General features: G+C 73.1%; 17 protein-coding genes. 8 read left to right on the top strand and 9 right to left on the bottom strand.

Annotated elements, in window-relative coordinates; genetic code table 11:
• Positions 1-3 precede the first annotated feature (3 nt).
• Positions 4-963: a quinone oxidoreductase family protein gene (locus CF165_RS08400; RefSeq protein ID WP_240521499.1), complete on the top strand. Its 960-nt coding sequence runs from the start codon at positions 4-6 to the stop codon at positions 961-963.
• Here CF165_RS08400 and CF165_RS08395 read toward each other — a convergent pair whose 3' ends face one another.
• Positions 964-1,497, bottom strand: a complete 534-nt coding sequence (locus tag CF165_RS08395) for a carboxymuconolactone decarboxylase family protein (protein WP_093947160.1) — start codon at positions 1,495-1,497, stop codon at positions 964-966.
• Positions 1,498-1,747: 250 nt separating this feature from the next.
• Between CF165_RS08395 and CF165_RS08390 the strand changes: the two genes are divergently transcribed.
• The 3 genes from CF165_RS08390 to CF165_RS08380 are packed head-to-tail and all read left to right on the top strand — an operon-like array spanning position 1,748 to position 5,680.
• Positions 1,748-4,330 (top strand): FtsX-like permease family protein, encoded by a 2,583-nt coding sequence (locus tag CF165_RS08390; RefSeq protein WP_093946854.1) that lies wholly within the window; start codon positions 1,748-1,750, stop codon positions 4,328-4,330.
• Positions 4,323-5,015 carry an ABC transporter ATP-binding protein gene (locus CF165_RS08385; RefSeq protein WP_093946853.1) on the top strand — a complete coding sequence of 231 codons (693 nt, stop codon included), beginning with the start codon at positions 4,323-4,325 and terminating at the stop codon, positions 5,013-5,015. Before CF165_RS08390 ends, CF165_RS08385 begins: the two co-directional genes overlap by 8 nt.
• Positions 5,012-5,680 carry an ABC transporter ATP-binding protein gene (locus CF165_RS08380; protein ID WP_093946852.1) on the top strand — a complete coding sequence of 223 codons (669 nt, stop codon included), beginning with the start codon at positions 5,012-5,014 and terminating at the stop codon, positions 5,678-5,680. The genes CF165_RS08385 and CF165_RS08380 overlap by 4 nt, the downstream gene beginning before the upstream one ends.
• On the opposite strand, the gene CF165_RS08375 is transcribed toward CF165_RS08380, so the two are convergent.
• The gene (locus CF165_RS08375) at positions 5,661-6,857 is read right to left on the bottom strand and encodes an FAD-dependent monooxygenase (protein ID WP_167441394.1); all 1,197 of its coding nucleotides are present in this window, start codon (positions 6,855-6,857) and stop codon (positions 5,661-5,663) included. The two genes, CF165_RS08380 and CF165_RS08375, sit on opposite strands and share 20 nt — an antisense overlap.
• 173 nt (positions 6,858-7,030) lie before the next feature.
• On the opposite strand from CF165_RS08375, the gene CF165_RS08370 reads away from it, so the two are divergent.
• Entirely contained in the window at positions 7,031-7,384 is a 354-nt protein-coding gene (locus CF165_RS08370; RefSeq protein WP_093946851.1) for a VOC family protein, read from the top strand.
• On the opposite strand, the gene CF165_RS08365 is transcribed toward CF165_RS08370, so the two are convergent.
• Complete coding sequence (locus CF165_RS08365) at positions 7,381-8,229, bottom strand: oxidoreductase (RefSeq protein WP_093946850.1); 849 nt, start codon at positions 8,227-8,229, stop codon at positions 7,381-7,383. The genes CF165_RS08370 and CF165_RS08365 overlap by 4 nt on opposite strands.
• 95 nt (positions 8,230-8,324) lie before the next feature.
• On the opposite strand from CF165_RS08365, the gene CF165_RS08360 reads away from it, so the two are divergent.
• Complete coding sequence (locus CF165_RS08360) at positions 8,325-9,227, top strand: LysR family transcriptional regulator (RefSeq protein WP_093946849.1); 903 nt, start codon at positions 8,325-8,327, stop codon at positions 9,225-9,227.
• Here CF165_RS08360 and CF165_RS08355 read toward each other — a convergent pair.
• Complete coding sequence (locus CF165_RS08355) at positions 9,224-9,853, bottom strand: FMN-dependent NADH-azoreductase (protein ID WP_093946848.1); 630 nt, start codon at positions 9,851-9,853, stop codon at positions 9,224-9,226. The genes CF165_RS08360 and CF165_RS08355 overlap by 4 nt on opposite strands.
• Before the next feature lie 149 nt (positions 9,854-10,002).
• Here CF165_RS08355 and CF165_RS08350 point away from each other — a divergent pair, with 149 nt between their 5' ends.
• Entirely contained in the window at positions 10,003-11,082 is a 1,080-nt protein-coding gene (locus CF165_RS08350; protein ID WP_205660797.1) for a GDSL-type esterase/lipase family protein, read from the top strand.
• A 119-nt stretch (positions 11,083-11,201) separates the two neighbouring features.
• On the opposite strand, the gene CF165_RS08345 is transcribed toward CF165_RS08350, so the two are convergent.
• The 4 genes from CF165_RS08345 to CF165_RS08330 are packed head-to-tail and all read right to left on the bottom strand — an operon-like array spanning position 11,202 to position 13,353.
• Positions 11,202-11,501: a hypothetical protein gene (locus CF165_RS08345; protein WP_020638237.1), complete on the bottom strand. Its 300-nt coding sequence runs from the start codon at positions 11,499-11,501 to the stop codon at positions 11,202-11,204.
• Positions 11,488-11,712, bottom strand: a complete 225-nt coding sequence (locus tag CF165_RS08340; RefSeq protein ID WP_093946846.1) for a hypothetical protein — start codon at positions 11,710-11,712, stop codon at positions 11,488-11,490. Before CF165_RS08340 ends, CF165_RS08345 begins: the two co-directional genes overlap by 14 nt.
• A 46-nt stretch (positions 11,713-11,758) precedes the next feature.
• On the bottom strand, positions 11,759-12,214 hold the full coding sequence (locus CF165_RS08335) for an Lrp/AsnC family transcriptional regulator (RefSeq protein WP_093946845.1): 456 nt from the start codon (positions 12,212-12,214) through the stop codon (positions 11,759-11,761).
• Positions 12,211-13,353, bottom strand: a complete 1,143-nt coding sequence (locus CF165_RS08330) for a M24 family metallopeptidase (protein WP_093946844.1) — start codon at positions 13,351-13,353, stop codon at positions 12,211-12,213. The genes CF165_RS08335 and CF165_RS08330 overlap by 4 nt, the downstream gene beginning before the upstream one ends.
• Positions 13,354-13,590: 237 nt before the next feature.
• On the opposite strand from CF165_RS08330, the gene CF165_RS08325 reads away from it, so the two are divergent.
• Positions 13,591-14,535 (top strand): 5'-3' exonuclease, encoded by a 945-nt coding sequence (locus tag CF165_RS08325; protein ID WP_093947158.1) that lies wholly within the window; start codon positions 13,591-13,593, stop codon positions 14,533-14,535.
• On the opposite strand, the gene CF165_RS08320 is transcribed toward CF165_RS08325, so the two are convergent.
• Positions 14,532-15,749 (bottom strand): GNAT family N-acetyltransferase, encoded by a 1,218-nt coding sequence (locus tag CF165_RS08320; RefSeq protein ID WP_205660796.1) that lies wholly within the window; start codon positions 15,747-15,749, stop codon positions 14,532-14,534. The two genes, CF165_RS08325 and CF165_RS08320, sit on opposite strands and share 4 nt — an antisense overlap.
• Positions 15,750-15,786: the final 37 nt, after the last annotated feature.

The following is a 15,786-nucleotide window of genomic DNA, read 5'->3' as shown; positions in this document are numbered from 1 at the left end:
GCGGTGCGCGCCGCTGAGATCCGGGCGGCCGGGCAGCCCCCGGTGGTGGCCGTCCGGCCCGATCCGGAGCCGGGTCCCGGCGAAGTCGCCGTGAGCGTCACGGCGGCGCCGATCACCCCGCTCGACCTGCTCTGCGCGTCCGGCACGTCCTACTTCGGCGTTCCCTCGACGCCGTACGTGCCGGGGGTGCAGGGCGTGGGCGTCCTGACGCGGCCGACGCCGACGCACCCGGCCGGGACCCCGGTCTGGTTCGCCACGACCGCGGGCATGCGCCCGGGCGACGGCAGCATGGCCGAGCACGCCGTGGTCGCCCCCGCGGATCTGGTCGTCCTGCCGCCCGGGGCCGACCACACGCTCGTCGCGGCGCTCGGGCTGTCGGCGGTCGCGGCCTGGATGTGCCTGACGGCCACGGGGCGGCTCGCGCCGGGTGAGACCGTGCTGGTGCTCGGGGCCGGCGGTGTGGTCGGGCAGGCGGCGCTGCAGCTGGCGCGGGTGGCCGGGGCCGGGCACGTCGTGGCGTGCGCGCGGTCGGACGCCGCGCTGGAACGGGCCGTGCGGCTCGGCGCGGACCGCGTCGTCCGGCTCGAGGAGGAGGACGACGCCGGCTCGCTGGCGCGGCGGCTCGGCGAGGCCGCGGGGCCGGTGGACCTCGTCGTCGACCCGGTGTGCGGGATCCCGGCCGCGGCGGCGCTGCGCACCCTGCGCCAGGGTGGCCGGCTGGTCAACCTCGGCAGCGCCGCCGGCGAGGAGTTCGCGGTGCCCTCGGCCGTGCTGCGCAGCCGGTCGCTGCGCGTTCTCGGCTACACGAACAACGACCTCACCGCCGACCAGCGCGGCGAAGCCCTCCTCACCGTGGTGGCTCACGCGCTGGCGGGCGAGGTCACCGTCGGCTACGAGCGCGTCCCGCTCGCGGACGCCGCCGAGGCCTGGACGCGGCCGGGCCGGGTCGTGCTGGTGCCCTGATCAGCGGCCGTAGCCCTCGGCGGCGAGCACCTTCCCCATCTGCTCGTAGGCCGCGGGGTCGTCCGGCGCCACGGTGGCGAGCCCGTCGACGTACCGGTTGTACATGCAGAACGCCGCGGCGATGAGGACCGTGTCGTGCAGCTCGACGTCCGTCGCGCCTTCGGCGCGGGCCGTCGCGACCAGCTCGGAGGTGACGGCGCGGCCCGTCTCCCGGACGGCGAGGGCGATCCGCAGCAGGGCCCTGAGCTTGGCCGAGACCGGCGCGTCGTCGATCCCGGCGCAGGCGGCGTCGACCACCGCGCGCCCGCCGTCGAGGGTCTCGGCCGCGGCGGCGGCGTGGCTGCCGTGGCAGAAGCGGCATTCGTTGCCGTTGGACACGACCGCGGCGATCAGTTCGCGCTCGCCGACGGTCAGGGTGCTCGGGCCGCGCAGGAGGGTCTGCGCCAGGTGGTTGAGCGGCACCGCGGTTTCGGGCCGGAAGGCCATCAGCGACCGGATCCCGGGCAGCTGCGGGTCGAGCGGGATGTGCGGCATCGGTTCCTCCATAAGCGCCGGGCGGATCTTCCCCGCGCAGTCTTTCGGGCCGCGGCGGCCCGGCCAACCTCCGTGTTGCCCAACCGGCCTGCCGAGAGCGCTTTCCACAATGGACTAAACCAATGGCGGCGGCTGTGGCCGGACACGGTCAGTGAAGCAACGATCGTGACAAAAACGTTCCAACTCCTGGGGCCTGCCGGTAGCGTGCGCGTCCATGCGGGTGAAGTGGGGGAAGATTGGACAACCCAGAGTGACCAAGCCGTGGCGGGCGGCCCCGAGGGCCGCCCTTTCCAGCCCGCTCACGCTGATCGTGGCGGCCGTGACTTCGCTGCTGGCCTGTTTTCTCGGTACGGCGGCGGTGCTGCAGGCGTCCGCGGCCGGCGGGGCCACGGTGACGTACCAGACCGGGATCACCTGTCCCGACAGCTACGGCCCGATGTTCGGCAAGGGCAACATCCCGGTCGGGGACATCCCCGCGGTGACCGGCGCGATCCAGCGGCACGCCCCGGCCCACGGGTTTTCCACGCCCGTGGTGAGCCAGTACACGAACGTGCTGCGCGGCATCGAGTTCAACGGCGACCCGCACTACAAGGTCCGCTTCGGCTACCGGGACCAGGTCGGCCTGGACAACCTGACGCTGCAGGAGGGCACCCGCGCGCCGGGGCTGTGGCTGGGCAACGTGGTGGCCGACGCCGAGCACATCGGCGTCGGCACGAAGCCCAGCCTGCAAGGCATCCCGCTGCCACCGGTCACCGGGATCTACCGCGACCTGCTCGACCCGCCGCCGCGGTGGTGGTGCTCGCAGCAGTCCGGCGCCGTCATCGACCGGCTCGTCGACGACCCGGTCGACTCGACCGTGTTCACCACCGACCGGAAGACGTTCGACGACACGGTCAAGGCGATCGGCCTGCCGACGATGCAGTACTTCCACGTCTCCTTCTACGAACCGGCGCCGGCGACCCTGAGCGCGGCGGAGGATCTGGTGCAGCGCTCGCGCGACCTCGTCGCCGACGTCCGCGCCGACCTGACCGCCCAGGGGCTCGGCTCGCTGGTCGCCGCCGACGTCCCGACGTTCGAGCGCTCGGCGCAGATCGCCCGCCAGGCCCGGGACAACGTGTTCGTCTCGATCCTGCCGCTGGCGCTGATCAGCGTCCTGGTCGGCTGCGCCGGCCTCGGCACGGTCGCCCTGCAGTGGTACCAGCGGCGGCACGCGCAGCTGCGGCTGCTTTCGGCCCGCGGCAGCGGCCCCGTGGCGCTGGGCGGGCTCGCCGTCGCCGAACTGGGCCTGCCGATCCTGTTCGGCGGCGCCGCGGGGGCGGTCGCGGCCCGGGTGCTGCTCGCCTTGTACGGCCCGCCCGGGGCGCCCGATCCGGCGGCCGTGCTGCAGGCCGGTGTCGTCGCGGCGGGGACGCTGGTGGTGTCGCTGACGCTGCTGGCGCTCATCGTCGCCGTGCGCGTGCACCGCGAGTTCGAGCTGGGCCGGGTGCGCCGCCGGGGCAACCGGGTGCGGCTGCTGGCGTACTTCCCGTGGGAGCTCGCGACGGCCGGGATGGCGTGGCTGGGCTGGACCCGCCTGGCCCGCTACGGCACCGCGTCCCGGCTCGGAAATCCATTACCGCAGGTCGATCCGCTGGCACTGACCTATCCGGTGTTCGTGGTGCTGACGGTGGGCCTGCTGACCGCACGCCTGGCGTGGCTCGCGCTGCACGCCTCGCACCGGGCCCGGTTCTGGTCGCGCCCGGCGCTGCAGCTGGCGATCCGGCGGCTGGCCGGCGCCCGGGCCCCGGTGACCGGGGTGCTGGTCATCGGCACCCTCGCCATCGGCACGCTGGCCACCGGGATCGGCATCGCCCGCGGCCAGGAGGAGGCCCTGGACACCAAGTCCGCGATCTTCGTCGGCAGCAACGCTCGCCTCGACACTGACAGCCCGATCGGCATGGGGGACATCGCGATGCCCGCGTCGCTGGCGGGGACCAGCACCGTGGTCGGCGAGCTGACCGGCACCGGCAGCGTGGTGCTGGTGGTCGATCCCGCGACGTTCGCCCGCGGCGCCGCCGTGGACCACGTTCCCGGTGACGACCTCGCCGAGCTGCTGCGGATGATTTCGTGGCCGGACCCGCGCGGCACGCCGGTGATCCGCGTCGGGCACACGGCCAAGCAGACCGGCAAGCTGCCGGAGGGGCTGCCGGACGCCGTCGTCGCCGGTGACCTGCCGGTGTTCCCGATGATCGGCACCTCCCCCGGCTACGTCATTTCGCGCGCGGTGCTCGACCGGGCGCAGCTGAACGGGATTCCGAAGTGGAGCGTGCTGACGACGTCGCCGATGGCGGAGGCGACCGCCGCGCTGCGGGGCGCGGGGGTGTTCATCCCGAACCGGGTCAGCCGTGAGTCCGCTTTGGACGGTCTGCCGTTCTTCGTGGTGTCGTGGACGTTCTCGTTCGTGGCGTTGCTGGGCGCGGTGCTCGGGGTGGTGGCGATCCTGGCGCTGCTGGTGGCGGTCGAGGTCCGGCGGCGGCAGAACGCGCTGGCCGGGGCGCTGGTGCTGCGGATGGGCATGCGGCCGCGGACGCTGCTGGCGAGCCACCTGATGGAGCTGGGCGCGCTGAGCGGGCTGGCGATCACCGTCGGGGTCGTGTGCGGGGTCTCGGTGGCGGGCCTGTCGGTGCCCCGGTTCGACCCGGCGACGTTCCTCGCACCGCGCTCGGAGCTGCCGGATCCGCTGCCGTTCGTGCTGACCGTGCTGGCCGTGGGCATGCTGGTGGTGGGCCTGGCCGGCTGGATCGCGGTGCGCTCGGTGCGCACCGCCCGGACCGCGGAGCTGATCCGTGCCTGAGAAACCCATCTTTTCCCTGCGCGGCATCGGCGTCGACTACCAGACGCCGACCGGGGTCGTCACCGGCGTCGACGACGTCAGCATCGACGTGCCCGCGCGCGGCATGACCGTGCTCGCCGGGCCGTCCGGATCGGGGAAGTCGACGCTGCTGCGGGTGCTGGGGCTGTTCGAGCCGCCCGCGCGCGGCACGATGACGTTCCAGGGCGCCGACGTCCGCAAGCTCCGGCACCGGGAACGGCGGGCGCTGCGGCGCCACCACCTGGGGCTGGTGTTCCAGAACCCGGCCGACAACCTGCTGGGCTACCTGAACGTGGCGGACAACCTCCGTGCCGCGGCCGAGGCCGCCGGGACCGAGTGCCGTCCGGACGACATCCTCGGGCAGCTGGGCTTGCACGGCACCGGCGGCTGGAAGATCTCGGCGCTCTCGGGCGGACAGCAGCAGCGGCTGGCGTTCGGGTGCGTGCTGGCCGCGCGCTCGACGGTGGTCCTGGCCGACGAGCCGACGTCGCAGCTGGACGAGGCGTCGGCCGACCTGGTGCTGGACACCCTGCGGTATCTGGTGGACCAGGACTTCGCGGTGCTCGTCGCCTCGCACGACGAGCGCCTCATCGACCTCGGCGCGCGGGTGGCCCGGCTGCACAAGGGCTCGCTCGAAGGCGTCGAAGAACGGGAGCTGCCGGGATGACAGTCGTGGAAGCCGTCGGGCTGCGCCGCAGTTTCGCCCACCCGAGCGGGGACATCGAGGTGCTGCGCGGGCTGGAGCTGCGCGTCGGCGCCGGTGAGCTGGTGACGGTGTCGGGCCGGTCGGGGTCGGGCAAGAGCGCGTTGCTGGCGCTGCTGTGCGGGTTCGACTCCCCCGACTCCGGCTGTGTGCTGCTCGACGGCGTCCCGATCAGCGGCGCGCCGCCGTGGCACACCTGCGCGGTACTGCCGCAGGCGCTGGGGCTGGCCAACGAGCTGACGATCGCGGAGAACGTCGCCCTGCCGCTGCGGCTGCGCTCGGACGTCCCGCGCCCGTCCCCGGCGGCGATCGCCGGGCGGGTCACCGGGCTGCTGGACGAGCTGGGCATCGGCGAGCTCGGCGACCGCTATCCCCTGGAGGTGTCGTTCGGGCAGCAGCAGCGGGTCGCGCTGGCCCGGGCGGTCGCCGGGCGGCCGCGGGTCCTGCTGACCGACGAGCCGACCGCGCACCTGGACGCCGGCTCGACGCCGCGGGTGCTGCGGCTGCTGCGCCGGTGCGCGGAAGAGGGGGCGGCGGTGATCGTTGCGACCCACGACGAGGAGGTCCACCGCATCGCCGACCGCCGTGTCCGGCTGCTCGACGGGGTGCTTACCGCGCTGCTGGACTGACCTCGGCTCGCGAGTCCGGCACCCCGGCGTAGTCCGGCAGTTCGACGCCGTTGATCGCGCGCTCGATCAGCGGCATGAGCGCCTCCATGTCGGGCTCGGCCTCCGCGGCGGCCGCGTCGCGGCTCTGGACGTGCATCCGGCCGATCTCCTGGTTGGCCTCGACGTACGAGCGCATCCGCGTCTCGTAGGCGGCGAACCCGGCCTCGGGGTCCCACCCGGCGGCGGCCAGTTCTCCGGCCAGCAGGTAGGCGCCGACCAGGGCCAGCCCGGTGCCACCACCGGACATCGGCGACGAGCAGAACGCCGCGTCGCCGATCAGCCCCACCCGTCCGTGCGACCAGCGGTCCATGACCACCTGGGCGACCTGGTCGAGGTAGAAGTCCGGGGTGTCGTCCAGGTGCGCGAGGATGCGCGGGGTCCACCAGCCCAGACCGGCCATCTGTTCGCGCAGCAGGCTCTTCTGAGCCTCGATGTCGCGGTAGTCGACGTCGAAGCCGGCCGCGGGGAAGGAGAGCATGGCCATCGCCCGGGTGGGGTCCTTGAGGGGGCGCAGTCCTGCGGAGCGTCCCTCGTGCTGGTAGTCGAGCATCCAGCGGTCGATCCCGAACTCGTTGGGCACGCTGTAGAAGGCCAGCACGAGCCCGAGGTGGCGGACGAACCGCTCGCGCGGCCCGAAGACCATCGCGCGCAGCGCCGAGTGCAGCCCGTCGGCCCCGATCACCAGGTCGAAGCGCCGCCGGTCGCCGCCCGCGAAGGTCACGTCGACCCCGTCCGCGTCCTGGGTGAGCTCGGCGATGCGGTCGCCAAAGACGTACTCGACGCCGTCGCGGGTGTCGTCGTAGAGGACCTGGGAGAGGTCTCCGCGCAGGATCTCGATGTCCGCGATGTACCCGTCGCCGCCATGGTCCTCGGCGCTGAAGGTCTCCAGCACGTTGCCGTCGACGTCGACGGTGTGCGCGCCGGCGGTCTCGGTGCGGGCCGCGCGCACCGCGGCTTCCAGCCCCATCAGCCGGATGGCGTCCTTGGCCACGCCGCGCGCGTCCACCGCCTGCCCGCCGGGGCGCAACCCGGGTGCCCGCTCCACCACGGTCACCTCGGCCCCTCGCCGGTGCAGCCAGTGGGCCAGCGCGGGCCCCGCGATGCTCGCCCCGGCCACCAACACCCTGCTCCCGCTCATCGCGGTCCCCCCATCGCCCCGTCCGGATGACGGTCCGCAGTGTACGGCGATCGGCGACCGCCGGGTGTGGCAACCGATCAGGAATCGAGAAGCGCTGCTCAGCGGGCCGGGAATAGCGTCAGTGTCGTCCCGCAAGCGACGTACCGCAGACCACGACTTCAGGAGCACCGAAGATGAGCACCCAGGGGATCAAGACCGTCCTGCACCCCGTCACCGACCTGGCCGCGGCCAAGGCCGTCTACACCGCCCTGCTGGGCGTCGAACCGCAGGCCGACGCGCCGTACTACGTCGGCTACGACGCCGAAGGCCAGCACATCGGCCTGGTGCCGAACGGCGCGCAGCAGGGCATGACCGGGCCGGTGACGTACTGGCACGTCGGCGACATCGAGGCGAAGCTCGCCGAGGTGACCGCGGCGGGCGCGAAGGTCAAGGACGAGCCGAAGGACGTCGGCAACGGGCGCCTGGTGGCGACGTTCACCGACGCGGACGGCAATGTCCTCGGCCTGCTGCAGGATGCCCAGTCCTAAGAGGACTGTTCGAGTGCGGTGGCCCGGCTGACCTCCTCCCAGGCGGCCAGGTCCGCCGCGACGGACTCGTGGTGGGCGCGGATCGCTTCGACGGCGTCCGCGCCCAGCGCGAGCCGCAGCGGGGCGTCGGCACTGCCCACGGCGCGGACGATCGCCGCGGCGGCCTTGGCCGGGTCGCCGGGCTGGGTGCCGTCCATGTTCTCGACCGCTTCGCGCGTTCCTCCCGTCGAAACGGCGTAGGCGTCGATCGTGCGGGACCGGTGCATCCGGCCGCCGCCGAACTCGGTGCGGAACGCGCCGGGCTCGACGATCAGCACCTTCACCCCGAACGGCGCGACCTCCGCGGCCAGTGCCTCGGAGATGCCTTCCAGGGCGAACTTGGCCGCGCAGTAGGCGCCGTAGCCGGGCGGGGACAGCTGCCCGCCCATCGAGCTGATCTGCACGACCGTGCCGCTGCCCTGCGCCCGCAGGTGCGGCAGAACGGCCTTGGTGACCTCGACCGCGCCGAAGAACATGACCTCCATCAGCGCGCGGAGTTCGTCCATGGTGAGTTCTTCGACCGCGCCGACCGAGCCGCTGCCGGCGTTGTTGACCACGACGTCGATCCGGCCGAACTCTTCGAGCGCGGTCTTTGCGACCGTGCCAATTTGACCGGCGTCGGTGACGTCCAGTGCGGCGGTGCGGACCCGGTCGCCGCCGCGGTCCGTCAGCTCGGCCAGGGTTTCCGGGCGCCGGGCGGTGGCCAGCACGCGGTCGCCCGCGGCCAGGGCGGCCAGCGCGATTTCCCGGCCGAAGCCGGCGGAGCAGCCGGTGATCAGCCAGACGCGGCCGTCGGTGTTCGTCATCTTCTGTCCTCCCAGTGGTTTCCTCCTTCCATCCTGGAGACGATCACGGCCGGTGCACCAACACCGATGCCCTGCCACGGCTACAGTCTGAGCCTGTGACTCCCGAGTTGCGGCAGCTTCGCTACTTCGTCGCTGTCGCCGACGAAACCAGCTTCACGCGCGCGGCCGCGGGCCTGCACATCGCGCAGCAGTCGCTGTCGCAGCAGATCACCGTGCTGGAACGGACGCTGGGGGCGCGGCTGTTCGACCGCGGCGCACGCGGGGCGCGCCTGACCGCCGTCGGGGAGCTGTTCCTGCCGGAGGCCCGCGCGGTGCTGGCCCGCGCCGAAGAAGCCGTCGCGACGCTCGGCCGGGCGGTGCGCGGCGAGATCGGCAGCGTGCGGCTGGTCTTCCTCGCCACGACGGCGAACTACCTGCTGCCGCCGGTGGTCCGCGCGGTCCGCGAGCGGTTCCCCGACCTCGCGGTGACGACGGCCGAGGCGCCGATCGCCGAACTCGTCGACGGCCTGCGCGAAGGCCGGTTCGACCTCGCCTTGACCCGGCCGCCGCTGGTCGAGGGCCTGAGGTCGCGGACGCTGCTGACCGAGGAGGTCTGCGCGGTGCTCCCGGCCGATCATCCGCTGGCCGGCCGCGCTTCGCTGGAGCTGGCCGACCTGGCCGCGGAACCGTGGGTCCTCACGCCGCGGAGCAGCTGGGAGCCCTGGCACCGCGGCTACGACGACGACTTCGCCGCCGCGGGCTTCACCCCGCGCGTGGTGCAGCGGGCGGCCACCGTGCAGGGGCTGCTCGGCCTGGTCGCGGCCGGGGTCGGGGTCACCCGGCTGACCCGCTCGTCGCACAGCCTCCGCCGCACCGGCGTGGCGTTCGTGCCGCTGGCGGGCGACGTCGCCCGTACCGAGCTGGTGTGGTTGCCGGGCAACGACAATCCGGCGGTGCGGACGATCACCGACCTGGCCACCGCGCTCGCGGCGGCCACCGACCTGACCGAGGCCGGCTAGAACGCCTTCGCGACGTCACGCGCCGTTTCGTGAGCGGTGCGGGAAGCCTCCTCGGCGTCGCCGGTGAGGGTGGGGTGGAACCGGATCTCGGCGACGTCGTCGATGCCGGTCCAGTTCAGCCAGCCGGTGAAGAACGGCGCCTGGAAGTCCGCGCCGAACTCGGGGCCGAGGCCGGGTCCCCACACCGCGCTGGTGTAGATGACCGCGGCGCGCTTGCCGCGGCCGGCCAGCAGGTGCCGGTAGCCGGTCGCCGGATCGACGCCGAAGACCCAGCCGGGCTGGGAGACGACGTCGACGAACTGCTTGAGCACGTACGGCACACCGGAGTTCCACATCGGCACGCTGAAGAGGATCCGGTCGGCGGCGTCGAACCGGGCGAAGGCTTCGGCGGCCGCGTGCCACGCTTCGGCTTCCTCGCCCCGCGGCGTGCCGCCGCCGAAGACGGTCATCTTGGCGCGGGCCGCGGCCGGGCCGAACGCGGGCAGCGAGCCGTCCCAGAGGTCCCATTCGTCGATCTCGGCGCCGGGGTGGATGGTGCGGTAGGTGTCCAGGAAAGTAGCTGCCAGGCGCAGCGACTGGGAGTCCTCGCCGCGAGGCGAGGCGGAAATGTGCAGCAATTCGGGCATGTCGGTGCTCCTCGGCAGGTTTTCGGACCACGGTCCGTTTATGTCTTGACCGTATCGGACCGTGGTCCGCTTAGTCAAGGTGCGCTGTGACCGGTGACGCACCGTGTCCGGAGCCGGAGTCGATCACCCGATCCGTAGAATCGAGGGCGATGCGACGTCTTCGGTGGTATTGGGGGGCCCTGGTCCTCGCGTGCGTGGCCTTGCTGGCCGGGTTCTTCGTCTTCTTCGGCTCGGAAAGCCGGCCGGGACACCCGCAGCCACGGCAGGGACCGCCCGGCACCGGCCCGCTCACCGTCGTCGCGATGGGTGACAGCACCGTCTCCGGCGAAGGCGCCGGGCAGTACACCCCCGCCACCAACGGCCAGGGCGGCAACTGGTGCCACCGCTCCCCCAACGCGTTCGTCGAGAAGATCGCCGTCCCCGGTGTCACCGCGCACGTCAACCTCGGCTGCTCCGGCGCGCCCGCCGAGCAGGTCGCGCTCGGCGACGTCAAGCAGTGGACGGAAGGTTCGCAGGCCCAGCAGCTGGCCGCGCTGGTGAAGGACCACCGGGTGGCCGCGGTGGTGATCGCGGTCGGCGCGAACGACGAGCCGAAGTTCTCCAACCAGGTCACCGAGTGCTTCAAGGCGTGGTTCGACCCCGGCGGCCCGCCGTGCAGCACGGCACTGAAGCAGAGCTGGCAGTCCAAAGTGGACGCAATGGTGCCGAAGGTCGCGAAGGCGGTCTCGGACGTGAAGACGGTGCTGGCGCAGGCGGGTTACGTGCCCGCGGACTACCAGCTGATCGTGCAGTCCTACGCCGCGCCGATCGGCCCCGACCTGCCGGAGGACCTGCGCACCCTCAACGGCTGCCCGTTCCGGGTCGAGGACCTGCGGTGGATTTCCCAGACCGGCATCGGCGTCCTCTCATCGGGCCTGAAGGCGGCCGCACAGCAGTCCGGCGCCCGGTTTCTCGACCTGGCCAAGGCAGGCGTGAAACACGAGGCGTGCAGCGGCGGCGCGAACCCCGCGACGGAGTGGTTCACGCGGCTGACGCTGCAGCTGGCCGACCTCGGCCGGACCGAACGGGCGGGACACGCGCTGCAGGAGTCGTTCCACCCCAACGCCGCCGGCCACGCCGCGCTCGCCCAATGCCTCACCGAGTTCATCGCGGCGGGCGACGGCAACGCGTCCTGCCTGGCGGGCGCGGACGGCAAGCTGCACGCGGCCCCGGAAGTCGTCGCCCGCTGACGCGGCTCGCGTACCCGCGGAGTCGGCCTGCGTACCTGGAGGGTCGGTTCGTGAGCCGACCCTCCAGGTACGCGAACCGACCCTCTGAGTACGCGAACCGGCTCCCCCGGTACAGCAGGTCAGAGGTCGAGAGCGGCGCGCAGCGCGATGTCGATGCGTTCCTGGACGTCCTGGTCGATTTCGGCGACGCGTTCGTCGAACCACGGGCGGTACAGCCGGGTCAGGTTGAGCGTCGACACCCAGTAGCGGGCGTCGATCGCCACGCCGAGGATGTCCATCGGGTCGCGGTCGAGCAGTTCGGTGCCGAGCAGCCAGGGCCGTTCGGACTCGTTCACCCCGTCCGAGGACAGCAGCACGACCGTGCGCTGCCGGGCCGGTTCGGTCGGGGGGTGGTACGTCCAGACTTCACCCCTGCGCACGCAGATCCTTCTCCGCCGCGCTGCGTTCGGCCTCGTCCGATTCCGCGACACCCGGTTCCGGCTTCTGCGGGGTGTAGCCGGTGCGGACCGCCTCGCGCCTGGCCGCCTTGGACAGCCAGGACGAGACCGAGATTCCGTGGGCTTTCGCGGCGCGTTCGGCGAATTCCAGCGCGCCGCTGTCCAGCGAAAGAGTCACCTTACGTGTTGCCATACCTTTTACCGTACCAGTGCCCCGGTCGCCGGGCGGGACGCCGGGGTCAGAACGTCGGCGAACGTCCCTCGAACGGCGTAGACAGCACGACCGTCGTGCGCGTCGAGACCTTCGCGGCTTCCCGGATCCGGCGCAGCAGGTCCTCCAGCGCCAGCGGCGTCTGGACGCGCACCAGCAGGATGTAGGACTCGTCGCCGGCCACCGAGTAGCACGACTCGATCTCCTTGATGTGCTGGATCCGCTGGGGGTAGTCGTCCGGTGCCGCCGGGTCGTTCGGCGTCAGCGAGATCAGCGCCGTCAGCGGCAGCCCGATCTGCTCGCCGTCGAGCCGCGCGGTGTAGCCGAGGATGACCCCGCGCTGCTCGAGGCGGCGCACCCGCTGGTGCACCGCCGACACCGACAGCCCGACGCGCTCGGCGAGGTCGGTGAAGCTGCGCCGCCCGTCGGCCGCGAGCTCCTGCACGATCGCCTGGTCCAGCGGCTCCAGGCCGCCGGGCGTCATGCGTCCAGCACGACGAGCTCGTGCGGCTGGTTGTTGACGGACTCGACGCCGGCTTCGGTGACGATGACGATGTCCTCGATCCGGGCGCCCCACCGGCCCGGCTGGTAGATGCCCGGCTCGACGCTGAAGGCCATGCCCGGCTCCAGCGGCAGCGCGTTCCCGGCGATGATGTACGGCTCCTCGTGCACGTCGAGGCCGATGCCGTGGCCGGTGCGGTGGATGAAGTACTCGCCGAACCCGGCCTCGGCGATGACGTCGCGCGCGGCGGCGTCGACGGCCTCGGCGGTCACCCCGGGCCGCACCGCGGCGACCGCGGCCGCCTGGGCGCGCTGCAGCACCGCGTACGTCTCGGCGACGTCGGCGTCACGCGGCTCGCCGACGGCGTAGGTGCGGGTGGAGTCGGAGTTGTAGCCCGCCGGCAGCGGGCCGCCGATGTCGACGACCACGACGTCACCGCGCTCGATGACGCGGCCGGAGACGTCGTGGTGCGGGCTGGCGCCGTTCGGGCCGGAGCCGACGATCACGAAGTCCGCCCGGACGTGGCCCTCCTCGACGATGGCCGCGGCGATGTCGGCGCCGACCTCGGCCTCGGTGCGGCCGGGCCGCAGGAACTCCGGGACGCGGGCGTGCACGCGGTCGATCGCCGCGCCCGCCTCGCGCAGCGACGCGATCTCCGCCGCGTCCTTGCGCATCCGCAGCTCCCGCACGACCGGGCCGGCCAGCGTCTGCTCGGCCTCACCCAGCGCCGCCCGCAGGGCGAGCACGTGCAGGGCGGGGGTGAAGTCGCTGACCGCGACGCGGCCGGGCTTGCCGAGCCGGTCGGCGACCAGCTTGTACGGGTCGTCGCCGTCCACCCAGGTGAGCAGCTCGACGCCCAGCTCGTCGGTCGGGACGTCGGCGTAGCCGGGCGCCTCCAGCTTCGGCACGACCAGCGCGGGCGTGCCGTCGGCCGGGACCACCAGGGTGGTGAGCCGCTCGAACGAGCCGCCGGCCTGGCCGAGCAGGTAGCGCAGGTCGGAGCCGGGCGCGATCAGCAGGGCGTCGGTGCTCGCGGCGGCCGCGGCGGCGCGGGCGCGGTCCAGCCGGGCGCGGAGGGCGGCGGCGTCGGGGGCGGGCGTGTGGAGGGAACGGCGCGACATGGGGCCGAGCCTAGTGGGCCGGACGCGGCGGCCGGCGTGCCCGGGGCCACGACATGCCGGGCCGGGTGACCCACCTCCCCACCGACAGGCAGCGTTCCCTGCCGTGGCCGGGTCGTGAGTGCGTAACAGTGTTCTAACACTGTTACGCGCTCACGACCGGCGCGAGCAGTACCCGTTCGCGCCGTCGGAAGCCCGTGGCGCGCCCCTCGAGCGGGCCGGGCGTGGCAGGCTGTGCGGGTGACCGGATCCCTTGCCCTGCTCGACTCCGCGAGCCTGTACTTCCGTTCGTTCTTCGCCCTGCCCGACTCGATGCGCGCCGCGGACGGAACGCAGGTGAACGCCGTGCGCGGGTTCGCCGACACGATCGCGCGCATCCTCACCGACCGGCGCCCGGCACGGCTGGTGTGCTGCCTGGACGCGGACTGGCGGCCGAAGTTCCGCACCGACCTGCTGCCCAGCTACAAGGCGCACCGGGTGGCCGAGGAGACCGGCAGCGGCCCGGACGTCGAAGTGGTCCCCGACACGCTCACCCCGCAGGTGCCGATCATCCTGGACCTGCTGGAGGCGTTCGGGTTCGCCACGGCGGAGGCGGCGGGTTACGAGGCCGACGACGTCATCGGCGCGCTGGCGACCCGCGAGAAGACCGACCCGGTCGAGGTGATCACCGGCGACCGGGACCTGTTCCAGCTGGTGCGCACCGAGCCGTCGCCCGCGTCGGTGATCTACGTCGGCAAGGGCTGGGCCAAGGCCGAGGTGCTGGGCCCGGCCGAAATCGCCGAGCGCTACAGCCTCCCCCGCGAGACGGCCGGCCCGGCGTACGCGGACATGGCGGCCCTGCGCGGCGACCCCTCCGACGGGCTGCCCGGCGTCGCCGGGATCGGCGAGAAGACCGCGGCGAAGCTGATCACGCAGTTCGGTTCGCTCGAGGCACTGCTGGCGGCGGCCTCGGCCGGGGACTCGCAGGTGCCGCTGAAGACCCGCCTGCGGCTGTCGGAGGCCGCCGACTACCTCGCGGTCGCGCCGACCGTGGTCAAGGTCGCCGTCGACGCCCCGGTGGAGCAGTCCCGCCCCGACCCCGTGCCGGCCACCCCGGCCGACCCGGAGCGCGTCGCCGAGCTGGCCGAGCGGTGGAACCTCGGCAACTCGGTCGAACGCCTCCTGAAGGCCCTGCCCGGCGCTTAGAAGTGCGTGCCGCACCACGGCGCGGTGACCGTGGTGAACAGCTCGTCGGCCCGCGCCACGGCCGCCTCGTCGCGGACTTCGATCCGGCCCGCGTGCGCCAGCGCCGTGACGCTCCACTGCCCGAGGTAGAGCATGCCGAGGGTGTCCACGTCGAGGGCCAGGTCCGGGGCCGCGGAGGTCCGCCGGACACCGTCCGGGCCGACCTCGTAGTGCCCGGTGTTGGCCGTCAGCGTCCGGTCGGTCACCGCGAGCACCACGGGACCGGCCGCGCGGTAGGAGCGGGCGCCGAGTGCGGCCTCGACGTCGACCGGCCGCAGCCACAGGTCGTCCTCGACGGCGAGGGTGGCGGCGTGCCGGTGGTCGGTCAGCATCACGGCAAGGGGCTCGTCGACCGGGCGGTGGCGGGCGTGCACACCCGAGACCAGGTCGACCGACAGCAGGAACCGCCACAGCGCGGCCCGCGCCGCCGGGCCGGCAGCGTGCAGATCGCGGACGTCCAGCACGGCACCTTCGTCCGGCGAGTCGAGCGACCGGCGGCCGATCGTGTCGTACACGACGAACCCGTCGTCGCCATCCGGTCCACTGTGGACAGCCACGAGGTAGCCGGCGTCCGGGCCGACGTGCCGCTCGTGCGTGGCGGGCCACCACACGTCCGGACGCGCGATCATGCCCGGCCGGTGCAACCCGATGCGCTCATACAACGCGGGAAGCTCCTTCACCGCCTCTTCGGGCGTGAGCATCCGGACGTCACCCACAGCCGGGACGCGCTCGTGAAAACGAGCCGCGGGCCGTGCGACCCGCAGGGTCTTGCCGAGCGCCGCCGAGCCGTAGCCGAACCGGCCGTAGATGGTGGGCTCGCTGGCGTGCAGGACCGCCAACGGCAACCCGCGTGCCGCGAAGTCCCCCAGCTGCGCGGCCATCATCGCGCTGAGCACCCCGCGCCGGGTCCGGTCGGCACGCACGCCCACACCGTCGACCGCCGCGACGGGCACGGCCCGCCCGCCGGGAACGGCGATCTCGGTGTCGAAGGAGCTGACGATGCCGATCGGATCTCCGCCCTCGAAAGCGGCGAACTTGTGCTCGGCGGGCCAGGACACCGCGGACCGGGCCCAGGCGTCGTCGGTGATGCGCCGGGTGTGCAACGCCCGGCGCAGCAGGTCCAGCGTGCTGCGGCGCTCGTCGTCGGTGATCGGGCGGACTTCGAAAGCGGTCATCCTCCCGATCTTGCCGCCCGGCACCGGAGCGGGCATC

The sequence above is a fragment of the Amycolatopsis vastitatis genome, from assembly GCF_002234595.1.
Taxonomy (GTDB): domain Bacteria; phylum Actinomycetota; class Actinomycetes; order Mycobacteriales; family Pseudonocardiaceae; genus Amycolatopsis; species Amycolatopsis vastitatis.
Note: the sequence above shows the minus strand (reverse complement) of the source record. Positions and strands in the feature narration are given on the sequence as shown.

Bases quoted from the DNA above. Each gene is read 5' to 3' on its own strand.
- CF165_RS08395 (WP_093947160.1), bottom strand. From the start codon at position 1,497: ATGCCGCACATCCCGCTCGACCCGCAGCTGCCCGGGATCCGGTCGCTG.
- CF165_RS08380 (WP_093946852.1), top strand. From the start codon at position 5,012: ATGACAGTCGTGGAAGCCGTCGGGCTGCGCCGCAGTTTCGCCCACCCG.
- CF165_RS08375 (WP_167441394.1), bottom strand. From the start codon at position 6,857: ATGAGCGGGAGCAGGGTGTTGGTGGCCGGGGCGAGCATCGCGGGGCCC.
- CF165_RS08370 (WP_093946851.1), top strand. From the start codon at position 7,031: ATGAGCACCCAGGGGATCAAGACCGTCCTGCACCCCGTCACCGACCTG.
- CF165_RS08365 (WP_093946850.1), bottom strand. From the start codon at position 8,229: ATGACGAACACCGACGGCCGCGTCTGGCTGATCACCGGCTGCTCCGCC.
- CF165_RS08355 (WP_093946848.1), bottom strand. From the start codon at position 9,853: ATGCCCGAATTGCTGCACATTTCCGCCTCGCCTCGCGGCGAGGACTCC.
- CF165_RS08350 (WP_205660797.1), top strand. From the start codon at position 10,003: ATGCGACGTCTTCGGTGGTATTGGGGGGCCCTGGTCCTCGCGTGCGTG.
- CF165_RS08340 (WP_093946846.1), bottom strand. From the start codon at position 11,712: ATGGCAACACGTAAGGTGACTCTTTCGCTGGACAGCGGCGCGCTGGAA.
- CF165_RS08335 (WP_093946845.1), bottom strand. From the start codon at position 12,214: ATGACGCCCGGCGGCCTGGAGCCGCTGGACCAGGCGATCGTGCAGGAG.
- CF165_RS08330 (WP_093946844.1), bottom strand. From the start codon at position 13,353: ATGTCGCGCCGTTCCCTCCACACGCCCGCCCCCGACGCCGCCGCCCTC.
- CF165_RS08320 (WP_205660796.1), bottom strand. From the start codon at position 15,749: ATGACCGCTTTCGAAGTCCGCCCGATCACCGACGACGAGCGCCGCAGC.